Annotated in this window: 15 protein-coding genes; 13 read left to right on the forward strand and 2 right to left on the reverse strand. The window is 73.0% G+C overall.

Annotated features, from left to right (window positions below; translation table 11 throughout):
- From AB0K09_RS07500 to AB0K09_RS07535, 8 genes are all read left to right on the forward strand, one after another.
- Nucleotides 1-746, forward strand: a 746-nt coding sequence (locus AB0K09_RS07500; RefSeq protein ID WP_366064347.1) for a hypothetical protein, incomplete at its 5' end; no start/stop codon positions are given.
- Nucleotides 747-871: 125 nt separating this feature from the next.
- A complete protein-coding gene (locus tag AB0K09_RS07505; protein ID WP_366064348.1) occupies nt 872-6820 on the forward strand; it encodes an SDR family NAD(P)-dependent oxidoreductase in 5949 nt (1982 codons plus the stop codon).
- Nucleotides 6821-6831: 11 nt separating this feature from the next.
- Nucleotides 6832-9285 carry a 3-hydroxyacyl-ACP dehydratase gene (locus AB0K09_RS07510; RefSeq protein WP_366064349.1) on the forward strand — a complete coding sequence of 818 codons (2454 nt, stop codon included), beginning with the start codon at nt 6832-6834 and terminating at the stop codon, nt 9283-9285.
- Entirely contained in the window at nt 9285-10889 is a 1605-nt protein-coding gene (locus AB0K09_RS07515; protein WP_366064350.1) for a PfaD family polyunsaturated fatty acid/polyketide biosynthesis protein, read from the forward strand. Before AB0K09_RS07510 ends, AB0K09_RS07515 begins: the two co-directional genes overlap by 1 nt.
- A 232-nt stretch (nt 10890-11121) precedes the next feature.
- Entirely contained in the window at nt 11122-11466 is a 345-nt protein-coding gene (locus AB0K09_RS07520) for a hydrophobin family protein (RefSeq protein WP_366064351.1), read from the forward strand.
- Between the two features lie 178 nt (nt 11467-11644).
- Complete coding sequence (locus tag AB0K09_RS07525; protein ID WP_366064352.1) at nt 11645-12082, forward strand: VOC family protein; 438 nt, start codon at nt 11645-11647, stop codon at nt 12080-12082.
- A gap of 83 nt (nt 12083-12165) precedes the next feature.
- Entirely contained in the window at nt 12166-13146 is a 981-nt protein-coding gene (locus tag AB0K09_RS07530) for an alpha/beta hydrolase (protein WP_366064353.1), read from the forward strand.
- A 492-nt stretch (nt 13147-13638) separates the two neighbouring features.
- Nucleotides 13639-14646, forward strand: coding sequence for a hypothetical protein (locus tag AB0K09_RS07535; RefSeq protein ID WP_366064354.1), 1008 nt, complete (start codon nt 13639-13641; stop codon nt 14644-14646).
- On the opposite strand, the gene AB0K09_RS07540 is transcribed toward AB0K09_RS07535, so the two are convergent.
- Nucleotides 14604-15977, reverse strand: a complete 1374-nt coding sequence (locus tag AB0K09_RS07540) for a histidine phosphatase family protein (RefSeq protein WP_366064355.1) — start codon at nt 15975-15977, stop codon at nt 14604-14606. The genes AB0K09_RS07535 and AB0K09_RS07540 overlap by 43 nt on opposite strands.
- Nucleotides 15978-16341: 364 nt before the next feature.
- Here AB0K09_RS07540 and AB0K09_RS07545 point away from each other — a divergent pair, with 364 nt between their 5' ends.
- From AB0K09_RS07545 to AB0K09_RS07565, 5 genes are all read left to right on the forward strand, one after another.
- Nucleotides 16342-17301 (forward strand): 2-oxoglutarate and iron-dependent oxygenase domain-containing protein, encoded by a 960-nt coding sequence (locus AB0K09_RS07545; protein ID WP_366064356.1) that lies wholly within the window; start codon nt 16342-16344, stop codon nt 17299-17301.
- 193 nt (nt 17302-17494) lie between these two features.
- The gene (locus AB0K09_RS07550) at nt 17495-17971 is read left to right on the forward strand and encodes a hypothetical protein (protein WP_366064357.1); all 477 of its coding nucleotides are present in this window, start codon (nt 17495-17497) and stop codon (nt 17969-17971) included.
- A 91-nt stretch (nt 17972-18062) separates the two neighbouring features.
- Nucleotides 18063-18716, forward strand: coding sequence for a maleylpyruvate isomerase N-terminal domain-containing protein (locus AB0K09_RS07555; RefSeq protein WP_366064358.1), 654 nt, complete (start codon nt 18063-18065; stop codon nt 18714-18716).
- 246 nt (nt 18717-18962) lie between these two features.
- Nucleotides 18963-19427, forward strand: coding sequence for a hypothetical protein (locus AB0K09_RS07560; protein WP_366064359.1), 465 nt, complete (start codon nt 18963-18965; stop codon nt 19425-19427).
- Nucleotides 19428-19582: 155 nt separating this feature from the next.
- A complete protein-coding gene (locus AB0K09_RS07565) occupies nt 19583-21757 on the forward strand; it encodes a tetratricopeptide repeat protein (RefSeq protein WP_366064360.1) in 2175 nt (724 codons plus the stop codon).
- Here the strand turns inward: AB0K09_RS07565 and AB0K09_RS07570 are convergent.
- A complete protein-coding gene (locus tag AB0K09_RS07570; protein WP_366064361.1) occupies nt 21729-22664 on the reverse strand; it encodes an oxidoreductase in 936 nt (311 codons plus the stop codon). The two genes, AB0K09_RS07565 and AB0K09_RS07570, sit on opposite strands and share 29 nt — an antisense overlap.
- Between the last annotated feature and the right edge of the window lie 23 nt (nt 22665-22687).

Here is a 22687-nt window from a genome sequence, read left to right on the forward strand (position 1 = left end):
GCCAGACCTCCCAGGAGAAGGCCAACACCCGAAGATTCATACTGATCCTGGCGCATGTCTCCGATCATTCGGAGTCCGGGAAGTTCGACCTCGAGGTCGCCGCTCGCACGGAAGCGCTGACGGCCGCGTGCATGACGTCGCACGGCTTCCGGTACACACCCAAGAACCCGCGCAGTGTGGTCGACACCGAGGGTGCGTCCGATTTCACGAGTCCCGGCTATGCGCGCAAGCACGGCTTCGGCATATCGGTGTTCCCGCATTTCCTCCCGGCCACGGCGGACAAAAGCTATGTGAAGGCCCTGTCCGTGCCGGCCGTCAAGGCCTATGACAAGAGCCTGTCGGGCTGTGCCGACGACGCGCAGCGCGCGGCCGAGAAGGAGTACGGCGTCCGGGAGGCGAACTCCCGGTGGGCCCAGGTGGACGCCAAGGTCCAACATGATGCCCGCTATCAATCGGCGCTTCAGGCCTGGAGAGTCTGTGCGGCGGCGGCTGGACATCCGGTGGAATCCCGCCTCGCACTCATCGAATCCTTGCGCAAGAAATACACCCCTGTGCTGGCGGCCGTTCAGGGTGGTGGGCCGGAGTTGCCCCAGGACCAACTGGCGGCGCTGGCGTACCGGAACCCTGACTGGCAGAAGTTCCATCAGGCGGAGGTCGATGCCGCGACGGCGACGTTTCCCTGCTCGCAGGCCACCGACCGGACATATGCAACCGTCTTCCTCAAGTACCTGAACGGGGACGGTTAATGGCGGCTCGAGTGCATCCACGTCGCCCGTAAGGGTGATAGTGGCGCCTTCACGTCGACGCCCACCCCCGCCTCTTGTGACAGTAGTACGGGTGGCAACCGCCGGCGGGCCGAGGGGGGTCTCGCGTGAAGCCGCAGCAGCTCGACCGTCGTCTCTCCCGGGACCCGGTGGCCGTCGTGGGCCTGGCCGGGATGTTCCCCAAGGCCCCTGACCTGCGCGCGTTCTGGGACAACATCGTGGCCGGGCGCGACTGCACCGAGGAGGTCCCCTCCGCCTGGTGGGAACTGGAGGACTACTACGATCCCGACCCCTTCGCCCCCGACAAGACCTACGGCCGGCGCGGCGGCTTCCTCACGCCCGTGACGTTCGACCCGATGGAATTCGGCATGCCACCGAAGAGCCTCGACTCCACCGGGCTCGTCCAGCTGCTGAGCCTGGTGGTGGCGCGCGACGTGCTGCGCGACGGCGCCCGGGGCCGTGAGGGCTGGTACGACCCCGGGCGTACGGGTGTGGTGCTGGGCGTGTGCGGCACCAACACCACCCTCATCCCGCTGGCCGCCAGGCTGCTGGCACCGCTGCTGGTCAAGGCGGTGCGGGCGCGCGGCGCGGGCGAGGAGGAGGCACGGCAGGCCGCGCGCGAGTACCTGCAGCACCTGCCGCCGTGGACGGAGGACTCCTTCCCCGGAATCCTGGGCAACGTCGTCTCCGGGCGGGTCGCCAACCGCCTGGACCTGCGGGCGGCCAACCACACCGTCGATGCCGCCTGCGCCAGCTCGCTGGCAGCCGTCCGGGCCGCCGTCGACGAGCTGCTCTGCCACCGCGCCGACCTGATGATCACCGGTGGCTGCGACGCGGACAACTCCATCGTGTCGTTCATGTGCTTCAGCAAGACACCCGCGTTGTCGTTCAGCGGCCGGGTGCGCCCCTTCGACGCCGAGGCCGACGGCACGCTGATCGGCGAGGGCATCGGGATGCTGGCGCTCAAGCGACTGGCCGACGCCGAGCGCGACGGCGACCGCGTATACGCGGTGCTGCGCGGACTGGGCAGTTCCAGCGACGGCGTGGCCAAGAGCATCTACGCGCCCAGCAGGGACGGCCAGCTGACGGCGCTGCGGCGCGCGTACGACGACGCCGGGTGCCCCCCGGAGTCGGTCGAGCTCGTGGAGGCGCACGGCACCGGCACGCCCACCGGCGACGAGGTGGAGGTCGCGGCGCTCAACGAGCTCATGGGCACCTCCGGGGACACCCGGTACGTCGCCGTGGGCAGCATCAAGTCCCAGATCGGCCACACCAAAGCGGCCGCCGGCGCCGCGGGACTGATCAAAGCGGCCCTGGCGCTGCACCACAGGATCCTGCCGCCCACCATCAACGTGGACACCCCCGCCACGGCGGTCACCCCCGACGGCGCCGTCTACGTCAACACCACCGCCCGGCCCTGGGTGCGAGACCCCGGCCGTCCCGTGCGGCGTGCCGGTGTCTCCGCCTTCGGCTTCGGCGGGGTGAACTACCACGCGGTACTGGAGGAACACCCCGGCGGCAGCCCGCACGAGGAGCATGCGCTGCACCGGGTGCCCCGGGCCTGCCTGTGGCATGCCCCCGACCCGGGGGCGCTGCTGACCCTCCTGGAGTCCGGCGCGACGCCGGCCGGCGACGGCGCGGTGCCGCCGGAACACGCCCGCCTGGGGTTCGTGGCCCGTGACGACGAGCACCGGGCAGACCTGCTGGCCGCCGCCGTCGAGCGGCTCCGCGCGGGCGGCACGGACGAGGAGCAGTGGCAGCTCTCGGAAGGGGTGCACTACCGCCGCACGGCCCTGCCGGCCGGCGTCAAGGCGGCCGCCCTCTTCACCGGCCAGGGCAACCAGTACCCCGGGATGGGGCTGCGGGCCCTGCTGGCCGTGCCGCCCCTGCGGGCGGCCTTCGACGAGGCCAACGCCCTCTTCCCGCCCGGCGCCACACTGGCCCGTACCGTCTTCCCGCCACCGGGCGGCAAGGACAGCGCCCAGGAGGCCCGCGAGCGGCTGAACCGCACCGCCTACGCCCAGCCGGCCATCGGCGCCCTGTCCGCCGGGCACTACCGCTTCCTGCGCGAGCTGGGATTCGCCCCCGACGGCGTCCTCGGGCACAGTTTCGGCGAGCTGACGGCCCTGTGGGCGGCGGGGGTGCTGGACGACGCGGCCTTTCCGGCCCTGGCGCGGGCCCGGGGCCGCGCGATGGAGGAACGGCCCGGCGACGGTACGGACGCGGGAGCCATGGCCGTCGTCCGCGCGGCGGAGGAGACGGTCGGCGACCTCCTCACCGGCCACCCGGAGCTGGCGGTGTGCAACCGCAACGCGCCCGACGAGCAGGTCGTGGGCGGCCCCACGGACGCCGTCGAGCGGTTCGTGACCCGCTGCCTCGAACAGGGCGTCCCCGCCAAACGGCTGCCGGTGGCCGCCGCCTTCCACACCCCGCTCGTCGAGCACGCGGCCCGTCCGTTCGCCGACGCCTGCGCCCAGGTGGATTTCGCCCCGCCCCAGGTGCCCGTGTACGCCGGCGCGAACGGTGCCGCCTACGGACAGGGACCGGAGGCCGACCGTCGCACCCTCGTGGAACAACTGCTGTGCCCGGTGGACTTCGTGGAACGCCTGCGGCGGATGCGCGCCGACGGCTTCGGCGTCTTCGTCGAGTTCGGCCCCGGCAGCACGCTCACCCGCCTGGTGGAGCGCACGCTCGGCACCGACGGGGTGGTCGCCGTCCCGTGCGACCGCGGCACCGACGGCGCCGCCGTGCTGAAAGAGGCGGCGCTGCGCCTCGCGGTGCTGGGGCTGCCGGTGACCGGCATCAACCGGTACGACGCCCCGCCCCCGGCCGAACGCCCGGCCCCCTCGGCCGTCGCCCGCGTGCTGGAAGGGCCCAGCTTCGCGCTCCGGGCCCGCCAGGAGCGGTTCCGGCAGGGGCAGGGCGACGCGCCCGCGCTCACCTCCCGGCTGCTCGTCCCCGCCTCCGAGGGACAGCCGGTCCCGCAGCCGGTCCCCACCGGGAACGACCCGCTGGCACGCGCGGCCGCCGACCACCTCGCCGCCCACGTCCGCTACCTGGACGGACAACTGGCCACCCAGCGACAGCTCGTGGAGCTCCTGCGGTCCCGCACCGGGGGCGGAGCGGGTCTCGACCCCGCCCTGGCCACCACGGTGAGCGCGATCACCGAACACAGCCTGGCCGTCGGCGAGGCCCACACCCGGGCGGGTGAGGTGATCGCCCAACTGCTGGCGGACACGGGGACGGCGGCCTTGGCAGGGACGGAGACGCCGGCCGCTCTCCCGCCCGCCCCCGCCCCGGCCCCGCCTTCCCCGCACCAGCCGCCCGCCGCCGACACGACCCCCGCCCACGTCCCCGAGGACGACGACCGTTCGGCCCTGGCCGAGCTCATGGCCGACGACGGCATGCTCGACAAGCCCGTACAGGACATCTCCGAAATCGATCCGCTGGAGGCGGAACAGACTCTCCGCCAGATCGTCGCCGACAAGACCGGCTACGACGTCGCCATGCTGGAACCGGACATGTACATCCAGGAGGATCTGGGCATCGACTCCCTCAAACAGGTGGAGATCGGGGCCGAGGTGTGGCGCCGCTACCCGGTGATCAAACGCGAGGAGCTCTTCCGCTTCAGCGAGGCCCGCACGGTCGGCGACCTGAGCACCATGCTCAAGGAGTTGTTCACCGCCCCCCGGTCCGGCCTGCGGCACACCGGCGGCGTCCCCCTCGGGAAGGCGTACGTCTCGCTGCGCACGCTGCCCGCCGTGGACGTTCTCGCCGGTGCCTGGCACGAGCAGCCGTGCGCGCTGATGCTCGACGACGGAGGCGAGCTGTGCACCGCGGCCGGGCAGGCGCTGGCCGGTCGCGGCTGGCGAGTGCGGCGCCTGACCGTGCCCGGCCTGCCGGCCGCCGGGCAGGAGGCCGCCGGGCAGGAGGCCCGGCCCCTGGACAACTGGTCGGACGGCGAACTGCGCGGCCGTATCGCCGAGACGCTCGGTGAGGTGTCCCGCATCGACCTGTGCCTGCTGCCCCTGAGCCGGACGAGCATCACGCACGCCGACGAGGCCGTGGACCGGTTGACGCACGGCCTGCTGTTCGCCAAGCGGGCGCGGACGGTGCTGCTGGAGGCCGCCCGCACGGGACACAGGGCCGGGTTCGTCACGATGACCCGGCTCGACGGGGCCCTGGGCCTCGCGGGATCCGGCGGGCAGCCCGTGGCCGCGTTCGCCGGGGGTCTGCCGGGCCTGGTCAAGTCCGTCGCCCTGGAGGCGGCACCGGTGTTCTGCCGCGCGCTCGACCTCGCCCCGGACATGCCGCCCGAGGCCGTGGGGGAGGCGCTGCTGGAGGAGATCGCCGACGTGGCGACCGACGTACGGGAAGTGGCCCGGGACGGCCGGCACCGGCGCACTCCGGCCCTTTCCGACAGCCCGCGGTGCGCCACGCCGCACACCGCCGGCGGCCCCGCCGGGCTCACCGAGGACGACACCCTGCTCGTCACGGGCGGCGCGAGCGGCATCACGCGCTGGTGCCTGGAAGCCCTGGCGGAGGACAACCGGTGCGGATACGTCCTCATGGGCCGGCGGCCCGCGGAGGACGAGGAGGTCCGGTCGGCACTCGAGGCGCTGCGCGCCCGCGGCGTCCGCGCGGACTACGCCAGCGCCGACGTACGGGACGCAGCCGCGGTCCGGACGGCGCTGGAGCCGTACGCGGAGCGCGTCACGGGCGTGGTGCACGCGGCTGGCGTCCTGGGCGACCGGCCGCTGGCCGAGATGACTGCCGAGTCCGTGACCCCGGTGATCGCGACCAAGCTCTCCGGTTTCCAGCACGTGCTCGACGCCCTCGACCCGGAGCGGCTGCGGTACCTCGTGGTGTTCGCCTCGGTGGCGGGCCTGTGGGGCAACGTGCGTCAGGCCGACTACGCCCTCGCCAACGAGGCGCTGATCCGCCGCGCCCGCGCGGTGCAGGCGGCGTACCCGGCCCTGCGGGTGATTCCCGTCGTCTGGGGGCCGTGGGAGGGCGGCATGGCGGAGGACGTGCACCGGTTGTTCACCGAGGCCGGCGTGCCCGTGCTGTCGCGCGAGGCCGGCACACGGTACTTCCGCGCCCTGATGGGGCCCGGCCAGCCGCCGGGCGAGGTGACCGTCGTCGGACCCGTGGCCCCGTGGCTGAGCAGGAGCGACGACCTGCCCGTCGAGGGGCTGACCGCCGTGCGCTCGCTCACCGGCCTGGAGGACGAGCCGATGCTGCGCGACCACCGTGTGGCCGGTCATCCCCTCGTGCCGATGACCGCGCTGCTCGGAGCGGTCCTGCACACCGTGGAGCGGGCCCAGGGCGGCGGACGGCCGGCCGTACGATGCGAGGACCTGCGCATCGTCCGCGGTCTGTACCTCAACGGCCACCACCCGCGGACGCTGGGCTTCCACCTGGTGCCGGACGAGCGGGCCGACGCCGTCCGGGCACGGATGCACAACGCGGACGGCGACACGGAACAAGTGCACTTCGAGGCGCTCGTGGTGTGTGCCGACGCACCCGGGCAGGCGCCGTGCCTCGACCTGCCCCGCTACGAGCCCGCCGGCACCCTGCACCCCTGCTACGCGGAGCGGACCATCTTCCACGGGCCGTCCCTGGCCGGGCTGCGGGACGTCCTGGAGGAGGACGAGAGGCGTCTCGTGCTGTCGGCGCGGCTGCCCGACCCGGCGTTCGCCGCCGGTGCCTACGCCGGACAGTTGTTCAGCCCCGCGCTCTCCGACCTGCTGTTGCAGGGAGCCGCGCTGATCACCCATCGGCTCAAGGGCAGCGGCGGCATCCCGGTGAGCGCCGAGCGCGCCGACTTCTACGCGCCTCTGCCCGACGACGAACCGTTCGTCATCGTCGCCGAGACCGACAGGACGTCCGTGCTCGACACCCACTGCACCGTCACCGCGTGCGATCCCGGTGGCCGGGTCCTGCAACGGTGGACGGGGCTGCGGATGCTCGATGTGAGCGACGCACAGGCGGTGCGGCTGCTCACCACCTACGTCTCGCCCTGGGCGGCCTCCGGTCGTCCCGGAACCGGGTGAGGGGGGCCGCCATGGACGAACTCGGTTTCGAGGGCACGCCCCTGGGGAGCGCGCCCGGCCCCGCCGGCCCATCGGCGCCCGCACCGCCCATGTCACCCGTGCCACCTGTACCGCCCGTACCGCCCGTACAGCCCGTATCGGCCCGCGGCGATGACGCGGACGCGGCGACCGCCCTGGCCGCACGCATGACACAGCAGCTGCAACGGGCGCACGCGGCCGTCGTGGAGGCCCACCGCTCGATCAGCGCCTGGCAACTGCGACGCCTGGCCGCACCCGCCCGTGACACCGTGCCCCGGCAGCCGCCTCCGCGCCCCGCACCGGCCCCACGGGCCGCCGGCAGTGCGGGCATCGGCCACGCCCTCAGCAGCCTCAAGGCCGAGTGGTCGGCCTACTCGGCGGCTACGACCCGGAGCGGCGCCGCCGCGCCCCCGCCCCCTGCTCCGGCCCCGACCCCGTCCCCCGAACAGTGGTCACGTCTCGGCGCACCGGCTGTGGTCCTGCGGGCGGCAGCAGCGCGGCTGCGTCAGGCCGGGGCCCTGACGTCCGGACCGCTGGACGTCACCTGGCACGGGCTGCCGCCCTCCCAGCCGGTGGCCCTGCACGCGTCGTACACCCCCGGGGCGGTCGGCGAGCCCACCCGCTGCGAGGTGCGCGACGCGGACGGCAGCATCCTCCTGACCGTGTCCGCCGGCGGCGCGACCGACCCGCCCGGCGCACCCCGGTACCGGCGGGAGTTCAAACCGCCGGCTCGTACCGCCGTCACCCGGCTGCCGGCCGGCGACCTCGACGCCATGGCCCGCGGCGAGTGGGCGTCGGTCCTCGGCAGCGCCTTCGACCAGCGGCACGTCGCGCCCGAGCTGCTGCCGGAACCATGGCCCGAGCGGCTGCTGGAGGAAGTGACCGGGATCGCGCCGAACGGGGGACGCCAGGGGCAGGGCCTGATCGTCGCCACCACCCGGCCGGCCGGCGACGGGGACACCTGGCCCTTCCTGCTGGGCGCGGTGAGCGAGGTGCTGCGCGTGCACCTCTTCCACCGGGGCGTCCATCTGTGCCTGCCGGGAGCGCACGCGGTGCCCCTGCCGGGCGCGACGGCGCACCTGGAGCCGCTCCGCACGGCCGGCACGGCACTGGGGGTGCGGGTGGAGGTCACCGGCACGGGCTGGATCCCGCGCCCCTTCGTCACCGCCGACGCGGAGATCACCGACGCGGACGGGAAGGCGGTGGCCCGGCTGCGGAACGTGGCCGTGGCACTGTACGGCAGGCCCGAGCTCGATCCGCAGCTCCACATCGAGCATGCCGGTCTCCGCCTGACCTCCACCGGCCGTCCGGCCTACTCCACCGAACTCCACATGGCGCACGCCTCGGAGGGCGACGTGGCGCAACTGGCCGCGGCCGGCGGGGCGCCTGCCGATCTGTGCCCGGTGCGGCCCCGGCTGCCCCGGGGCGACTTCCTGATGATCGACCGCGGGGTTGAGGTGCGGAACGGCACGGCCGCCGACCGGACCGGCGCGTGCGGCGTCACGGAGTACGACATGCCGCCCGACCCGTGGTACTGCCGGGAGAACGGTACGCGGTCGGTGCCGGCCCTGGCCCTGATGGAGATCTCGCTCCAGCCGGCCGGCCTGCTGAGCGCCCTGACCCTGGGTGTCGCGCTCCAGCACCCCAACGAGCCGTTCGTGTGCCGCAACCTGGACGGCAAGGCCACGCTGCTGCGCGACGCCGATCCTCGCGGCACGACCGTCACGCAGCGCATCACCGTCCTGTCGGTCACCGACCTGCCGGGCGCGACGCTGCACCGCTACCGCTTCGAACTGAGCACAGGCGGCGAACCGTTCTACGCGGGCGAGGCGTTGCACGGCTATCTCACCCAGGGGGTACTGGACCTCCAGCAGGGCATGGACAACGGCCGCCACGTGCCGCCGTGGCTGGACCGGCAGACGGCACCGCCGGCCGGGCTGCGCCGGCTGGACGCGCGGGGCGACGCACGGCTGGGGACCGGACGGCTGGCGCTGCTGGAGGACCTGGTGCTGGTGCCGCGCGGCGGTGAGCACGGGGCGGGGTACGTGCTGTGCACCAAACCGGTGCGCGAGGACGACTGGTACTTCCACCACCACTTCTTCCACGACCCGGTGATGCCGGGCTCGGCCGGCGTGCAGATGCTGTTCCAGGCGGTGCAGGCGTTCGCCCTGCACACCGGGCTGACCGAGCATCTGTCCGACCCGGAGCTCGGGCTGGTCACGGGGGAGGAGCTCCGCTGGAACTACGGTGCGCAGATCCTGCGCGAGCACCGGCGGGTCCGCGGCGAGGTGCACATCCGCAAGGTGGTCCGCAAGCGCGACCGGCTGCTGATCCGGGCGGACGGCAGCGTGTGGCGCGACGACCTGCGTATCTACCACGTGCGGAACATCGTCCTCGGGAACCGGCCGGCAGGCGACGGCCGAGGGGGCCGGAAGGACGGTGCCTGATGGGCGGCCCACCGGACGGCGGGAACGCTGTGCACCGTGACCCCGAGGGTATCCACCGGGTGCTGTCGGCCCTGGACCTCCCCTGCCATCTGGTGCGTACCGGCGGTGGGATGGGCATGTGCCACCTGCCGCCCCGGGGAGCAGAGGTGCTGGCCACCGCCGGCGCGATGCCGCCCGAACGGCTCGGCTCCCCGGACTTCCCGCGCCGGCACGGTGTGCGCCTGCCGTACATGGCGGGGGCCATGGCCGGCGGTATCGCCGGCACGCGGCTGGTGATCGCACTGTCCCGGGCCGGCGCCCTCGCCGCGTTCGGCGCGGCCGGCCTGCCCGAGGCGCGGATCGACGCGGCGCTGGGCGAACTGGCGCGGGAGCTGGGCGACGGGTCCTACGCGTGCAACCTCATCCACAGTCCCACGGCCCCCCATCTCGAACGGGTCGTGGTGGACCTGTGCCTGCGACACCGGGTGCGGTGCGTGGAGGCGTCGGCGTTCGTCCGGCTCACCCCCGAGCTGGTGCGCTACCGCCTCACCGGACTGCGGCGCGACCCGGCGGGCGGGGTACGCGCGGAGCACCGCGTCATCGGCAAGGTCTCCCGGGAGGAGACGGCCGGGATGTTCCTGCGGCCGGCGCCGGAGGGACTGGTCCGCGCGCTCCGGGAGCGGGGAGCGGTGACCGCCCAGCAGGCGGAGCTGGCGGGCGCGGTGCCGATGGCCGACGCGGTCACGGTCGAGTCCGACTCCGGGGGCCACACCGACCGCAGGCCGCTGGGCGTCCTGTTCCCCGCGCTGGCCCGGGTACGGGCGCGGATCGCCCGGGAGTACGGCGAGGGGTTCCCGCACGTGCACCTGGGGGCGGCCGGCGGCATCGGTTCGGCGCACGCCGTGGCGGGAGCCTTCGCCCTGGGGGCCGACTACGTGGTCACCGGCTCGGTGAACCAGGCCACGGTGGAGGCGGACACCTCGCCGGCGGTCAAACGGCTGCTGGCCGAGGCGGGGATCGCCGACTGCGTCATGGCGCCCGCCGCCGACATGTTCGAACAGGGCATCCAGGTGCAGGTGCTGGGGCGCGGCACGATGTTCCCCGCCCGGGCGGCCCTGCTCCACCGTCTCTACCACGAGTGCGGGGGCCTCGACGAGCTCACGGACGCCGAGCGGCGCCGTCTGGAGGAGCGCGTCCTGCGCCGGCCGCTGGAGGAGGCGTGGGAGGAGACCGCCGCCTATCTGAAGGAGCACCACCCGGACTGGCTGGTCCGGGCCGAGCGCGACCCCAAACACCGGATGGCCATGGTGTTCCGCTGGTACCTGGGCATGACCTCCCGGTGGGCCGTGACCGGCGAACCGGACCGGGCGGGGGACTGGCAGATCTGGTGCGGCCCGGCGATGGGAGCGTTCAACGCGTGGACCGCCGGTACGGCCCTGGCGGAGCCCGCCCACCGCGAGGCCGCGGTGGTGGCCGAGCACCTGATGCGCGGAGCCGCGTACCAGACCCGGACCGGCCACCTGCGGGCCACGGGCGTCCGCATCCCGGCGGCCTGCACCGAATACCGCCTGCCGGCGGCGCCCGCCGGCCGCGACGGCTCCGGCCCCGGAGGCCCGCCCGGGTGACGACCGGGCTCCCGCCCGAGGGCCGGAGCCCATGGCCGCGTCGCGCACCCGCCGCTTCGGGCCCGCTCTGTCTCACGGTCAGTGGCGGATCTCCACCGCTCCTGTCTTCGAACTGAGCTCCAGTACAGCCCCCGTCGGAGTGCCACGACGGATGAATGACGGCAGGGCTGGGAAGGGTTGCTGCTGCTTACGGTGGATCCCCGACCATCATCCATCACCAGGGGGACTGGCATTGACCCGAAACATCCGCGCCCGGCTCTGCACCGTTGCGAGTGCGCTGGCATTCGCCGCATCCGCGACCATCACGACCTGCACGACGATCACCCCGGCATACGGCGCCGACCAGCTCCTGTGCTGCGACCAGGTGGCAAACGCCAATAACCCCACCGTGCAGGGCATCAGCGCGGCCCTGGGGGTCGACTTGTCCAACGCGGTCGGTGAGATCGGCCTCCGATGCACCGCAGTGGGCCCGGCGGGTGCCGCCGGCAACTGCACTGGGCAACCCGTTCAGTGCGCACACAACAACTTCGACGGAATCCTGGCGACTGGCTGCAAGCCGGTCGATGCCAATCGCTGACCGCACTTACAGCCGGTGCGCGCGACCTGTATCCGGGGGCACCGCACCTACGGCCCGCAGACCGGTATCGTGCTGCGGGCCGGCTCCTCGGCGGTGACCGTGGGAGTGGTGGCAGACCACCGCACGACCACGTCCTTGCCGCAGTACCTGATCGGCCCGGCTCGATAGCATGCAACGCATGGCCATCAGACTTGAGAACGTCGGCATCGCCGTTCGCGACCTCGAAGCAGCGATCTCATTTTTCACCGACCTCGGCCTCACGGTCGTCGGCCGCGACACGGTCAGTGGTGAGTGGACCGACACTGCCGTAGGTCTTGATGGCAATCACGCCAAGATTGCGATGCTCCGGACGCCGGACGGCCACGGTCGCCTTGAACTCTTCGAGTACATCCACCCCGAAGCGATCGAGTCGGAGCCCACTCGTCCCAACGAGATCGGCATGCATCGCGTCGCCTTCTCGGTCGACAACATCGACAAAGCCCTTGAGGCGGCCGCAAAGCACGGATGCCGTCCGCTTCGCGGTGTGGCGACCTATGAGGATGTCTACAAGCTCACGTACGTCCGCGGCCCCAGCGGCATCATCGTGATGCTCGCCGAGGAGCTGAAGAAGAACTGACGGCCGATCGGGTCATCAGCCTCGCGCTTCGGCGATGGATGCCGGTCCGGGGGAAGACGAATCGACAGTCCTGGGGGACACGCATGTCGCAGCACTGCGCAGAGCTCACGCACCGGTTGGTGCCCTCGCCGGGGGGCCGGATTCACCTCGTGGAGCAGGGAAGCGGGCCGCTGGTGCTGCTCGTGCACGGGTTCCCGGAAACCTGGTACTCCTGGCGTCACCAGTTACCGGTGCTCGCGGCGGCGGGGTACCGCGCGGTCGCCGTCGATGTCCGCGGGTACGGTCGCTCCTCCAAGCCGGCCGCGGTGGACGCGTACCGGATGCTCGACCTGGTGGCGGACAACGTCGCGGTGGTGCATGCTCTGGGGGAGGAATCGGCGGTGGTCGTCGGCCACGACTGGGGTGCGAACATAGCCGCGAGCAGTGCCCTGCTCAGGCCGGAGGTCTTCCGCGCGGTGGGGCTGCTCAGCGTGCCGTACGCGCCGCGCGGCGGCACCCGCCCCAGCGATGTCTTCACGCGGATGGGCGGGGACGAGGAACTCTACGTCTCGTACTTCCAGGAGCCGGGCCGTGCCGAGGCCGAGATCGAGCCTGACGTACGCGGCTGGCTCGCGGGCCTCTACGCGGCTCTGTCCGCCGACACCATGCCCGGACCGGGCGCTCCCGATCCGCACTTCATCGGCAAGGGCGGGACGATGCGTGACCGGTTCCCCATCGGCCGTCTGCCCGCCTGGCTCAGCGAGAGCGATCTCGCCGTCTACGCAGAGGAGTTCGAACGCACCGGCCTGACCGCAGCGCTCAACCGCTACCGGAACATGGATCGCGACTGGGAGGACCTCGCCGCCTTCGACGGCGCGCCCATCACCCAGCCGTCCCTGTTCATCGGCGGTGCCGTCGACGCCTCCACGACGTGGCTGGCCGACGCGATCGAGGCGTATCCGGTGACGCTGCCGGGTCTGGTCTCCTCGCACCTCCTCGACGACTGCGGCCACTGGATCCAGCAAGAACGCCCCGCCGAGGTCAACCGGTTCCTGACCGACTGGCTCGCGGCCCTGCCCGCCTGATGCGCCCGGACCGGTGCCTGCCTCGCGTCCGCGGCTTGCGACGAATCGCCTTTGAAAAACTCACTTGTTGACTGCGCAATAACCGGGCCGAAGTGACAAGGGGCCATTTTGACACGACCAACACCTGGTGATGCCATGGAAAGAGAGCTGTGGCCGCTTCAGATACAGCCGCCAGGGCTGGTGATTGATCGCGAGAAATGGGATGCGAACCATGGCATCGGAATCCGGAAATTCACGACCGATCGTGTTCCTCGGCACACCGCAAGGTGACGTCGACACTCCGGTACCCCCGGAGCTCAGGGAGTGGGAGGCAGCAGTCATTCGCTTCGCGGAGCTGAGGGAAGAGATCCCGGAGGGATCCGGTGGCTCCTGCGCCTTCTCCACGAGCGGGAGCCCGCCTGAAGCCGATGACTCCAAGGTGGACTACACCCTCATGTAAGCAGGCACGGTCCTGGAGCCGGGTGTCCGGCCCGGCTCCGCCAACGTCCGGAGGTGAAGGTGACGACGGGCCGTCTGGCGATCTTCACGGACTCGGCGGACCTTCACGCACTGCTCATGCAGCGCGTGCTGAACGCCCGTGGCAGGGTCGTCTGCGATGTCGTCGAGACGGACAGCCTCTGCGGAGGCGGCGGATTGAGCTGGTGGGACGACGCCCGGAGTCGTCTGAACGTCAAGGGCGGGGGATCGATCGACGTCGGAGACCTCGATGTCGTGTGGTGGCGGCGTGGCAGCAACTTTCAGAAGATACCGGCGGACGTCACCGACCGGGCCGACGTGGAGGTCATCAACAACGACTGCCGGACGGCATTGACCGGGATGCTCTGGAACGATTTCCACGGCACCTGGGTGAGCGACCCGCACGCCACCGCCATGGCCGAGAACAAGCTCGTTCAACTGCGTGCGGCACGGGCAGCGGGACTGCCCGTACCGCGCACCCTCGTCAGCCAGGACCCGGAAGAGATCCGGCGATTCTTCCTGTCGGTCGGGGGTGACGTGATCGTGAAGAGCGTGCGGGGCTGTTCCTCCACCCCGGCATTCACCACCAAGGTGACCGACGCGCACCTCGGCGAAGAGGTGTCGATGCGTTTGGCCCCGGCCATCTACCAGGAATGCGTTCCGGGGCAGGATCATCTTCGCGCACTGCTCCTGGGGGACGAGATCTATGCGGTCTCCATCCACAGCGAGGATCTGGACTGGCGGGGGAGGCTCCCCGGAAGCTTCCGGATCGCGCAGGTCGACGACGTCACGAGCGCGGGCCTGAGGGACGTCCTCAGGCGCCTTGGGCTGAGAATGGGTGTGGTCGACATGAAGCTGGACGGCAACGGGACCCCTGTCTGGCTGGAGATCAATCCTCAAGGGCAGTTTCTCTTCATGCAGGCTCTGAGCGGCCTGGATCTGGTGACTCCGTGCGTGACCTACTTCGAGCGGGAAGTACTGCTGGCCGCGCACCGGCACGGTCAGCCATGGGCGAGGCAACGCTTGAGCTCGTCGAGGCCGTAGAAGTGGCTGCCCTTGGCGACCGGCTCGCAGGACGGTTTGAAGGCCGTCTCCTTCTCGTTGTAGAGCATGCGGACCAGATAGGTGGCCGGCTTGCCGCCGGACGGCTTGTTCGCGAACAGGTCCCACTGGATGTTCGCGGCCATCGGTGCGACGTAGGCGCCGCGCCACGGGTTGTTCCGGTAGGAGTACGGCTCCCCGGGCCCGGCGGGCCGGGTGCTGCCGGGCAGGCCCATGAGGGCGGCCAGCGGCTCGATCTCCTCGGCGTGGGTGAAGCGCAGGACCGCGCCCTTGCCGGAGGTGCCGTCGGCCTTCGCGGCGGCCTGGGCGAGGAGGTCGTCGAGGAGGACTCCGGCCATCCGGTAGGTGATCGTGCGGCCGCTGAAGGCCGGGCCCTTCCGGTAGAACTCCTCGGCGTCGTCCAGGTAGGCGAACCACTGGGCGTCGCGCGGGGCGAGGAAACGGCCGAGGCCGCCGTCCGGCGCCTCGACGCCGAGGCCGGGAGCCGCGCTGAAGAGCTGGTAGAGCGAGCGTGCGAAGGCGACCTGCTCCGTGGCGGGCAGCGTGGCCGTGAAGTCGTCGTGGAACAGACGCGCGACGACCCGGTGCGCCGCTTCGGCGGTGCGCGGGTCGGCCCGGATCCGCGCGAGGACCGCGGCCAGATCGGGGTCGTTCGTCAGATAGGCCTGGTAGTCGGCGTTCTGCGGCTGCTTGTGGAAGTACAGCAGATCCTTGTCGGTGACCGGGTCCTTGATCAGGCCCGTCAGCGCCGGATCGCCGGCGGAGAGGCCACCCGTGAAGGCGTTGGCACTCGCCACGGCCCGTGCCACGCCCGACGTCTCGACGACGATGGGCTCGTGCTCGGCGGTGATCTTCTCGAACAGCGACGGGAGACGCTGCTCCATGCGCAGCGCGGTCCCACGGTGCTCCTGCGCCCCGAGCCCGGAGAGGCCGCCGTAGCCGAGAGCCGAGGCAGCGTCCAGCAGTGACTGCACCCGCGGGCCCAGCTCCGAGCCGAGGCGGGTGAGGGCGTCCTGCTGCCGGGCCTTCCGCAGGACCGCGAGCACCGCGTCGCCGTCCTGGCTGTCCGACATGGCGCGGGAACCGTGGCGGGCGACGTTCTCGGTGAACACCGGGCTGAAGCCCTTGGGCGGCTTCTGATAGCGGCTGGGCTTCTCCTGCGGTACGTACGGAGCCTTCGTGCCGTAGAGGTCCCGGCCGGCGTGCGGGGCGCCGCCGGCCGAGCCGCGCGCGGAAGCGGTTCCCGTGGTGCACAGCCCGCCAACGGCCAGGGAGACGGCCAAGGCGGCGGAGAGAGGGGCGGTGCGCTTCACGGCGGCCCTTCGGTCGGAGCGGACTACCGGTCGGTAGCTCGGGTCGTCCGTACCTTCGCGCGGCAGAGGGAATCATCGCTGACGCCGGGCCGTGGCGCGGGTGAAGTACGGCTTAACGGTGGCGCTCGCGGGGCCGGCTACACGCCCGACGACGGCACAGCCGTCGTGTCACACGTCGAGCGATCAGGTCGCCCTCCGCAACGCGCGAAGGGGCCGGGGAGTTCCCGCGCCGTAGCGGGGCGACCCCGCAATCTGACAGACGACCGGTGCCCGCGCCGGGTAGCGCTGGCAGCAGCCGTTCAACAGCCTTCACACTGCAATTACTTGACGACATCGACCTCGCGCCGCAAGGAGCACCGCTGCCATGACCGCCACCCGGATACCCGTCATCGATCTCGAACGGTGGACCGCCGGCACCCCGGCCGACCGCGGACGGCTGGCCGAGGAAGTCGACCAGGCCCTGCAAACCACGGGATTCCTCCTGGTGACCGGGCACGGTGTCGATCCCGGCCTTCCCGGCCGCATTCGCAGCGTGGCGCGCGATTTCTTCCACCAGCCTCTGGCCGTCAAGGAACGCTATGCCCAGTCCGCGGGCCACAGCGGCTGGATCGGCGGGCACCAGGTGGCCACCGCCCGGTCCGAGGGAACGGACACCCTGCCCGACCTGATGGAGGTCTGGCAGTGCGCCGCCACATCACCCACCGGTTCCCGCACCACCCGGTACGTCCCCGACCGCTGGCCCGGCGAAGTCCCCGACCTGCATACCCTGACGGCCCGCTACACCGACCAGATGCGCACCCTGGCCGACACGGTCTTCGCCGTCATGGCGCAGGCACTGGGACAGCCCGCCGACTTCTTCACCCGCCACACCACCGACCCGAACTGGCGGTTCCACATCAACTGGTACCCGGCGGCCGAAAGGACCGGTGCCTCCGCACCCGGTCAGTTCCGCGTCGGCCCGCACACCGACTTCGGCTTCCTCACCCTCCTGGACCGGCAGGCCGGCAAGGGCGGTCTGCAGGTCCACGACGACGAGGAGGGCTGGCAGGACGCGCCCTACGAGCCCGGCGCGCTCACCCTCAACATCGGCGACCTGCTGGCCCGCTGGAGCGGCGACCGCTGGCGTTCGGGCCGTCACCGCGTCCTGGCCCCGCCGGCGGATGTCCCCCAGGAGGAACTCATCTCCCTGGTGTACTTCCACACGTGCGCACCGGACACCCTGGTCACGCCGCTGCCCGCCCCCGTGGGACGCCGGTCGTACGACCCGGTCCGGGCCGGCGAGTACATCCAGGCCAAGCGCCGGGCCGCCATCGGCGCCCGATGACCGGGTGATCACGCCGCGCGGGCGGCGCCTTCGTCGTACACCTGCTCCCCGGCCAAAGGCTGGTGCGAATCCGTCACAGCGGGACGGGGAGGACCCGTGCGGCCCGGGAAGCTGGAAGAGTCCGTCTCCGGCCCCCGCCTTCCGGGGCGGGGCAGGCACCGGTGGATGAACGACTCGACGAAGGGACTCTTTCGTGGGGAAGAAGACCGCCACAACGCTCGCGGCCGCCGCACTGCTGGCCCTGACGCTCGCCGGCCAGGCGAGCGCGGCCCCCTCCGGCCGCACGACCCCGACGGCCGCCACGACCGCCACGACCGGGGCGAGCGGCGCGAGAACCACCCTGACCCAGGTTCTCTACGCCCCGTTCACCCTGGAGAGGGACCGGTCGGTGACGTCCGACACCGCCCGGCTGGTGATGCAGACCGACGGCAACCTCGTCGTCTACGACGAGTTCAACCGCGCCCGCTGGGCGTCCAGGACCGTGGGAAGCGGCTGGCGGGCCGTCTTCCAGGACGACGGCAATTTCGTGGTGTACACCCGCTCCGGCAAGGCCGTCTGGGCCTCCCACACCGCCGGCCACCCCGGCTCACGGCTGGCCGTCCAGGACGACGGCAACGTCGTGATCTACGACGGCAGTCAAGCGATCTGGGCGACCGGCACGGCCCACTGACAGCCTCCCGCCCCTCCGGCCGCCGCCCGGCGGCGGCCGGAACCCTCCGCACGACGTGCGGCTCCTCCGATTCCGGCACTACCGTGCCGCCGTGGACCTCTTCGCGCAGTCCTGGGCGGCACTGCTCACCGCGGTCGCCGACGTCCCGGACGAGGACTTCGAGCGGCCGTCCGGCTGCGCCGGCTGGCTCGTGCGGGACCTGGTGTGCCACCTGGTCATCGACGCCCAGGACGTCCTCATCACCCTGGCCACGCCCGCCGGAACCGAACCGACCGTGAACGCGGTGACCTACTGGAGGCTCGTCGGCCCCCCGACCGGCGAGGACCCGCTCGACGCGTTGATCCCCAGGCTGGCCGCCGCCTACGGCGAGCCGCGGTTGCTGAAGTTCCACCTGGACGACGTCGGTTCCGCCGCGGGCCGCGCCGCCCGGCTCGCCGATCCCGCCGGCCTCGTCAGCACTCGCGGCGAGGTGCTGACCGCCGAGGACTACCTGTCCGCGTACGTGCTCGAATGGACCCTGCACCACCTCGACCTGATCGCGCATCTGCCGACGGCCGCCCGGCCGCCGGCCGGGACCCTCGCGGCGGCACGCGCGGCGCTGGAGAAGATCGCCGGGGCCGCGTTCCCCGCCGCGTTCTCCGACGAGGACGCGCTGCTGACCGGCACCGGACGTCGTGCGCCGACCGACCAGGAAAAGGCCGCGCTGGGCGACTTCGCCGCCAACCTCCCGCTCGTCCTCGGCTGAACCCCAGGACGCCGTGCGGCGTTGCCCCCGGGTCGGCCGGGTGGGCCCACCACGGCGCCTCCGTCCATGGACCAGGGACCCTGCGTCACCTCCCACGGCTCCGCCGCCGGATCGAGTCCCGCCCGGGCGTCGCGGGCCGCAGCACGGGACCTCCACCGCCATCGTGCCGTCGCCGGGCAGGCCCCCGACAGCCGGTATGACGGCTACCCTGCTGACGCGGACGCAGGCCGGACGTCAGGGGGCGCGGTGGAACAGGCATGGATGGATCTGGCCTCGGCAGCCGGCGCGGCCGTCGCGTCGGCGGCGGGCACGGACGCCTGGCACGCGCTCCGCGAGCGGGTGGCCCGGCTCTTCGGCCGGGCGGCCGGGGCCGGGGCGATCGAGGCGCGTCTCGACCGTACCGCGGCCGCGCTGGACGGCGCCGGACCCGAAGAGGCCGAACGGGTGCGCGCCCGGCTCGGGGCGTACTGGCAGGGCCGCTTCGAGGACCTGCTGGAGAGTCTCGACGCGGCCGAACGCGACGACACGGCCCGGGCGCTGCGCGAACTGGTCGAGGCCCAGCCGGCGCCACGCGGTCCCTCGGCCGGGGACGGCGGCGCGGCGGTCGGCGGGAACGTGGACCTCCGGGCCGACCACGGCTCCGCGGCCGCCCTGGTGATGGGCGACGTGACGCTGGGAAACCCTCCTCCGCCGGGTCCGGACCACGGCTGACCGCACCCGGCACCCCGTCAGCGCCCCAGCCGCCGCCGGCCGCCGCCGCGCACACCGTCCACGCCGAGCACCACGGCATCGCGGCCCTCGGCATCGGCCGCATCGACTACCACGCACCGCCGCCACCGCCGATCGCCTGGCCGTGCGCCGTCGGGGTGATCCCCCCTGAGGCGGACTGCTTCCAGCACCGCGAAATCGCCGCCGCGCTGGACCCGTCGCTGCCGTGCCAGGTGCTCTCCGGCACCGGCGGAGCCGGCAAGACCCAGATCGCCGCCCGCCACGCCCGGAACGTGTGGGAGGCGGGCGGCGTCGACCTGCTGGTGTGGGCCACCGCGACCAGCAGACACGGCATCCTCGAGGCCTACGCCGAGGCCGCCGCCGTCGTCAGCGGTGCCGGCGCCGGTGCCGCCGTGGCCACGGGTCTCGACGACCCCGAGCGGGCCGCCGCGCGCTTCCTCACCTGGGCCCAGTCGACCACCAGACGCTGGCTGATCGTGCTGGACGACGTCACCGACCCGGCGGACCTCGGGGCGGCGGCGGGCCGGACCGGTCTGTGGCCGCCGCCGCGTCCGCACGGCCGTACGATCCTCACCACCCGCCGGCGGGACGCCGCCCTGCCGGGGCGGCTCGTCGACGTCGGCCTGTTCACGCCCGCCGAGGCCGCCTCCTATCTGACCGCCAAGCTCGCCGCCCGGGGCCGCCGGGACGACCCGGCCGAGGTCGCGGCCCTCGCCCGCGACCTCGGCCACCTGCCGCTGGCACTGGCCCAGGCCACCACGTACCTCGTCGATCTCCACCTCGGCTGCGCCGCCTACCGGGCCTTGCTGGCGGATCGCACCCGTACGCTCCCCGGTCTCCTCCCCGAGGACGGGGGCCTGCCCGACGCGCACCGCACCACCCTGGCCGCCACCTGGTCGCTGTCCGTCGACCACGCCGACCGGCTCCGGCCCCGGGGACTGGCCCGGCCCCTGCTCGAACTGGCCGCCATGCTCGACCCCAACGGCATTCCCTCCGCGGTCCTGCTGGCACCGCCGGTGCTGGACCACCTCGCCCGGCATCGCCCCCGGCAGGACCGCCCGGTAACCGCCGAGGAGGCGACGGCCGCGATCAGCTGCCTGCACCGGCTCAGCCTGGCCGACCACGCGCCCGGCACACCCCACCAGGCGGTCCGCGTCCACGCGCTCGTCCAGCGGGTCACCCGCGAGGCGCTCCCGGGCGACGCCGAACGCGACGCCCTGGCCCGCACCTGCGCCGACGCGCTGGACGCCGTGTGGCCCGACACGGAACGCGACACCGCCCTCGTCCGGGCCCTCCGCGCCAACACCACCACGCTGGCCTCCCACGCCCCCGACGGGCTCTGGCGGCCAGGCCCGCACGACGTCCTCTTCCGCGCCGGGGACAGCCTGGGCCATGCCGGCCTCGTCACCGACGCCGTGTCCCACTTCGAGGACCTGTGCTCCACCGCTTTGCGTTACGTCGGCCGGGACCATCCCGGCACGTTGCGCGGCCGCCGCCGTCTCGCCTGGTGGCGGGGTATGACCGGCGACGCGGCCGGCGCGGCGCGGGCGTACGGGGAACTGCTCGCAGACGACCTGCGGGTGCTGGGGCCCGATCACCCCGACACCCTGGACACCCGCCACGCGCTGGCCTGGTGGCGGGGCATGGCGGGTGACGCGGCGGGCGCGGCCACGGGGTTCGGGGAGCTGCTGCCCGACTACGAGCGGCTGGTGGGAACCGACCACGTCCTCACCCTGGTCACCCGGGGCAATCTGATCCACTGGCGGGGCGAGGCGGGTGACGCGGCGGGCGCGGCCGAGGGATTCACGGAGCTCCTGGCGGACCACCTGCGGGTGCTGGGGCCCGACCATCCCGACACCCTGAACGTCCGTCACGGCCTGGCGTGGTGGACCGGCACGGCGGGAGACGCCGCCGGCGCCGCCACCGCCTTCGGACGGCTGGTGGACGACTACGTCCGCGTCCTGGGACCGGACCACCCCACCGTGCTCACCGGCCGCTCCGACCTGGCCCACTGGCGGGGCGAGGCGGGCGACGCGGCCGGCGCGGCGGCCGCGTACCGCGATCTGCTCGCCGACGATCTGCGGCTGCTGGGCCAGGACCACCCCAACACGCTCCATGCCCGCCGCGGCCTGGCCCGCTGCCGGGGGCTCGCGGGGGACGCCGCCGGCGCGGCCGCCGACCTTGAGGAGGTACTGGGCGACTACGTACGGGTGCTCGGGCCCGGCCACATCGAGACGCTCGGCGCCCGCGCCGATCTGGCGCGGTGGCGCGGTGCGGCGGCGGTCAGGGCCAGGCCCAGCGCACCCCCGTGAGCGTCTCGGACAGCACCCACAGGGCTCGGGTGCGGCCCAAGTCCGCGGCGGTGCGGGGGAACTCCACGGGGCCCGGCGCGCCGCGGGCCTCGAAGCGGCCGGTCGGGCCGTAGAAGCCGCCCGGCGCGGCCGCCGGGTCGGTGGCCGCGAAGAGGGGGGTCAGGGCGGCCTGCTCGACCGGCTGCCCGATGAGGCGTTCGAGCAGCAGTCCCTCCAGGGCCCGGGTGTAGTGCGAGGCGTGCCGCTGAAGCCCCGTCAGGCTGGTACCCGGGTGGACGGCGACGCTGGTCAGGGCCACGCCCGCGGCGTCGGCGCGATGCTGGAGCTCGACCGCGAACAACACGTTGGCCAGCTTGGACTTCGCGTACGCGCCCATCGGCTGGTAGCGGCGCTCGCTCAGCAGGTCGTCGAAGTCGCTCTCCGCCAGCGGGCTGCGGCAGATGGCGGCGCTGACCGTGACGACGCGAGCCGGCTCCGGGGCGCGCAGCAGCAGGGGCAGCAGCAGACCGGTGAGGGCGAAGTGGCCCAGGTGGTTGACGCCGACGGTGAGTTCGAAGCCGTCCCGGGTGGTCCGGCGCTCCGGGATCGCCATCACGCCCGCGTTGTCGACCAGGATGTCGAGCGGCCGCCCGGGTTCGCGGCCCAGGCGGTGCGCGAAGACGGCGACGGAGGCGAGGTCGGCGAGGTCGAGGAGCTCGGGACGGAGCCGGGCCCGGGGCACCTCGGCGGTCAGCCGGTCGGCGGCCTCGCGCAACCGGTCCGCGTCCCGGCCGGCCATCACCACCTCGGCCCCCGCCCGGGCCAGTTCGCGGGCGGTGATCCAGCCGATGCCGCTGTTGGCGCCGGTGACGACGGCGAGACGGCCGCTCAGCGACGGCATGTCCTGGGTGGACCAGCTGCGGTGCATCGGACTCCTCGGGGCCGGGGGCG

Source organism: Streptomyces sp. NPDC049577 (genome assembly GCF_040675635.1).
Lineage (GTDB): Bacteria > Actinomycetota > Actinomycetes > Streptomycetales > Streptomycetaceae > Streptomyces.

What these genes read in the sequence shown, in the direction of transcription:
- AB0K09_RS07510 (WP_366064349.1), top strand. Translation starts at nt 6,832, where the DNA reads ATGGACGAACTCGGTTTCGAGGGCACGCCCCTGGGGAGCGCGCCCGGC.
- AB0K09_RS07515 (WP_366064350.1), top strand. Translation starts at nt 9,285, where the DNA reads ATGGGCGGCCCACCGGACGGCGGGAACGCTGTGCACCGTGACCCCGAG.
- AB0K09_RS07525 (WP_366064352.1), top strand. Translation starts at nt 11,645, where the DNA reads ATGGCCATCAGACTTGAGAACGTCGGCATCGCCGTTCGCGACCTCGAA.
- AB0K09_RS07530 (WP_366064353.1), top strand. Translation starts at nt 12,166, where the DNA reads ATGTCGCAGCACTGCGCAGAGCTCACGCACCGGTTGGTGCCCTCGCCG.
- AB0K09_RS07545 (WP_366064356.1), top strand. Translation starts at nt 16,342, where the DNA reads ATGACCGCCACCCGGATACCCGTCATCGATCTCGAACGGTGGACCGCC.
- AB0K09_RS07570 (WP_366064361.1), bottom strand. Translation starts at nt 22,664, where the DNA reads ATGCACCGCAGCTGGTCCACCCAGGACATGCCGTCGCTGAGCGGCCGT.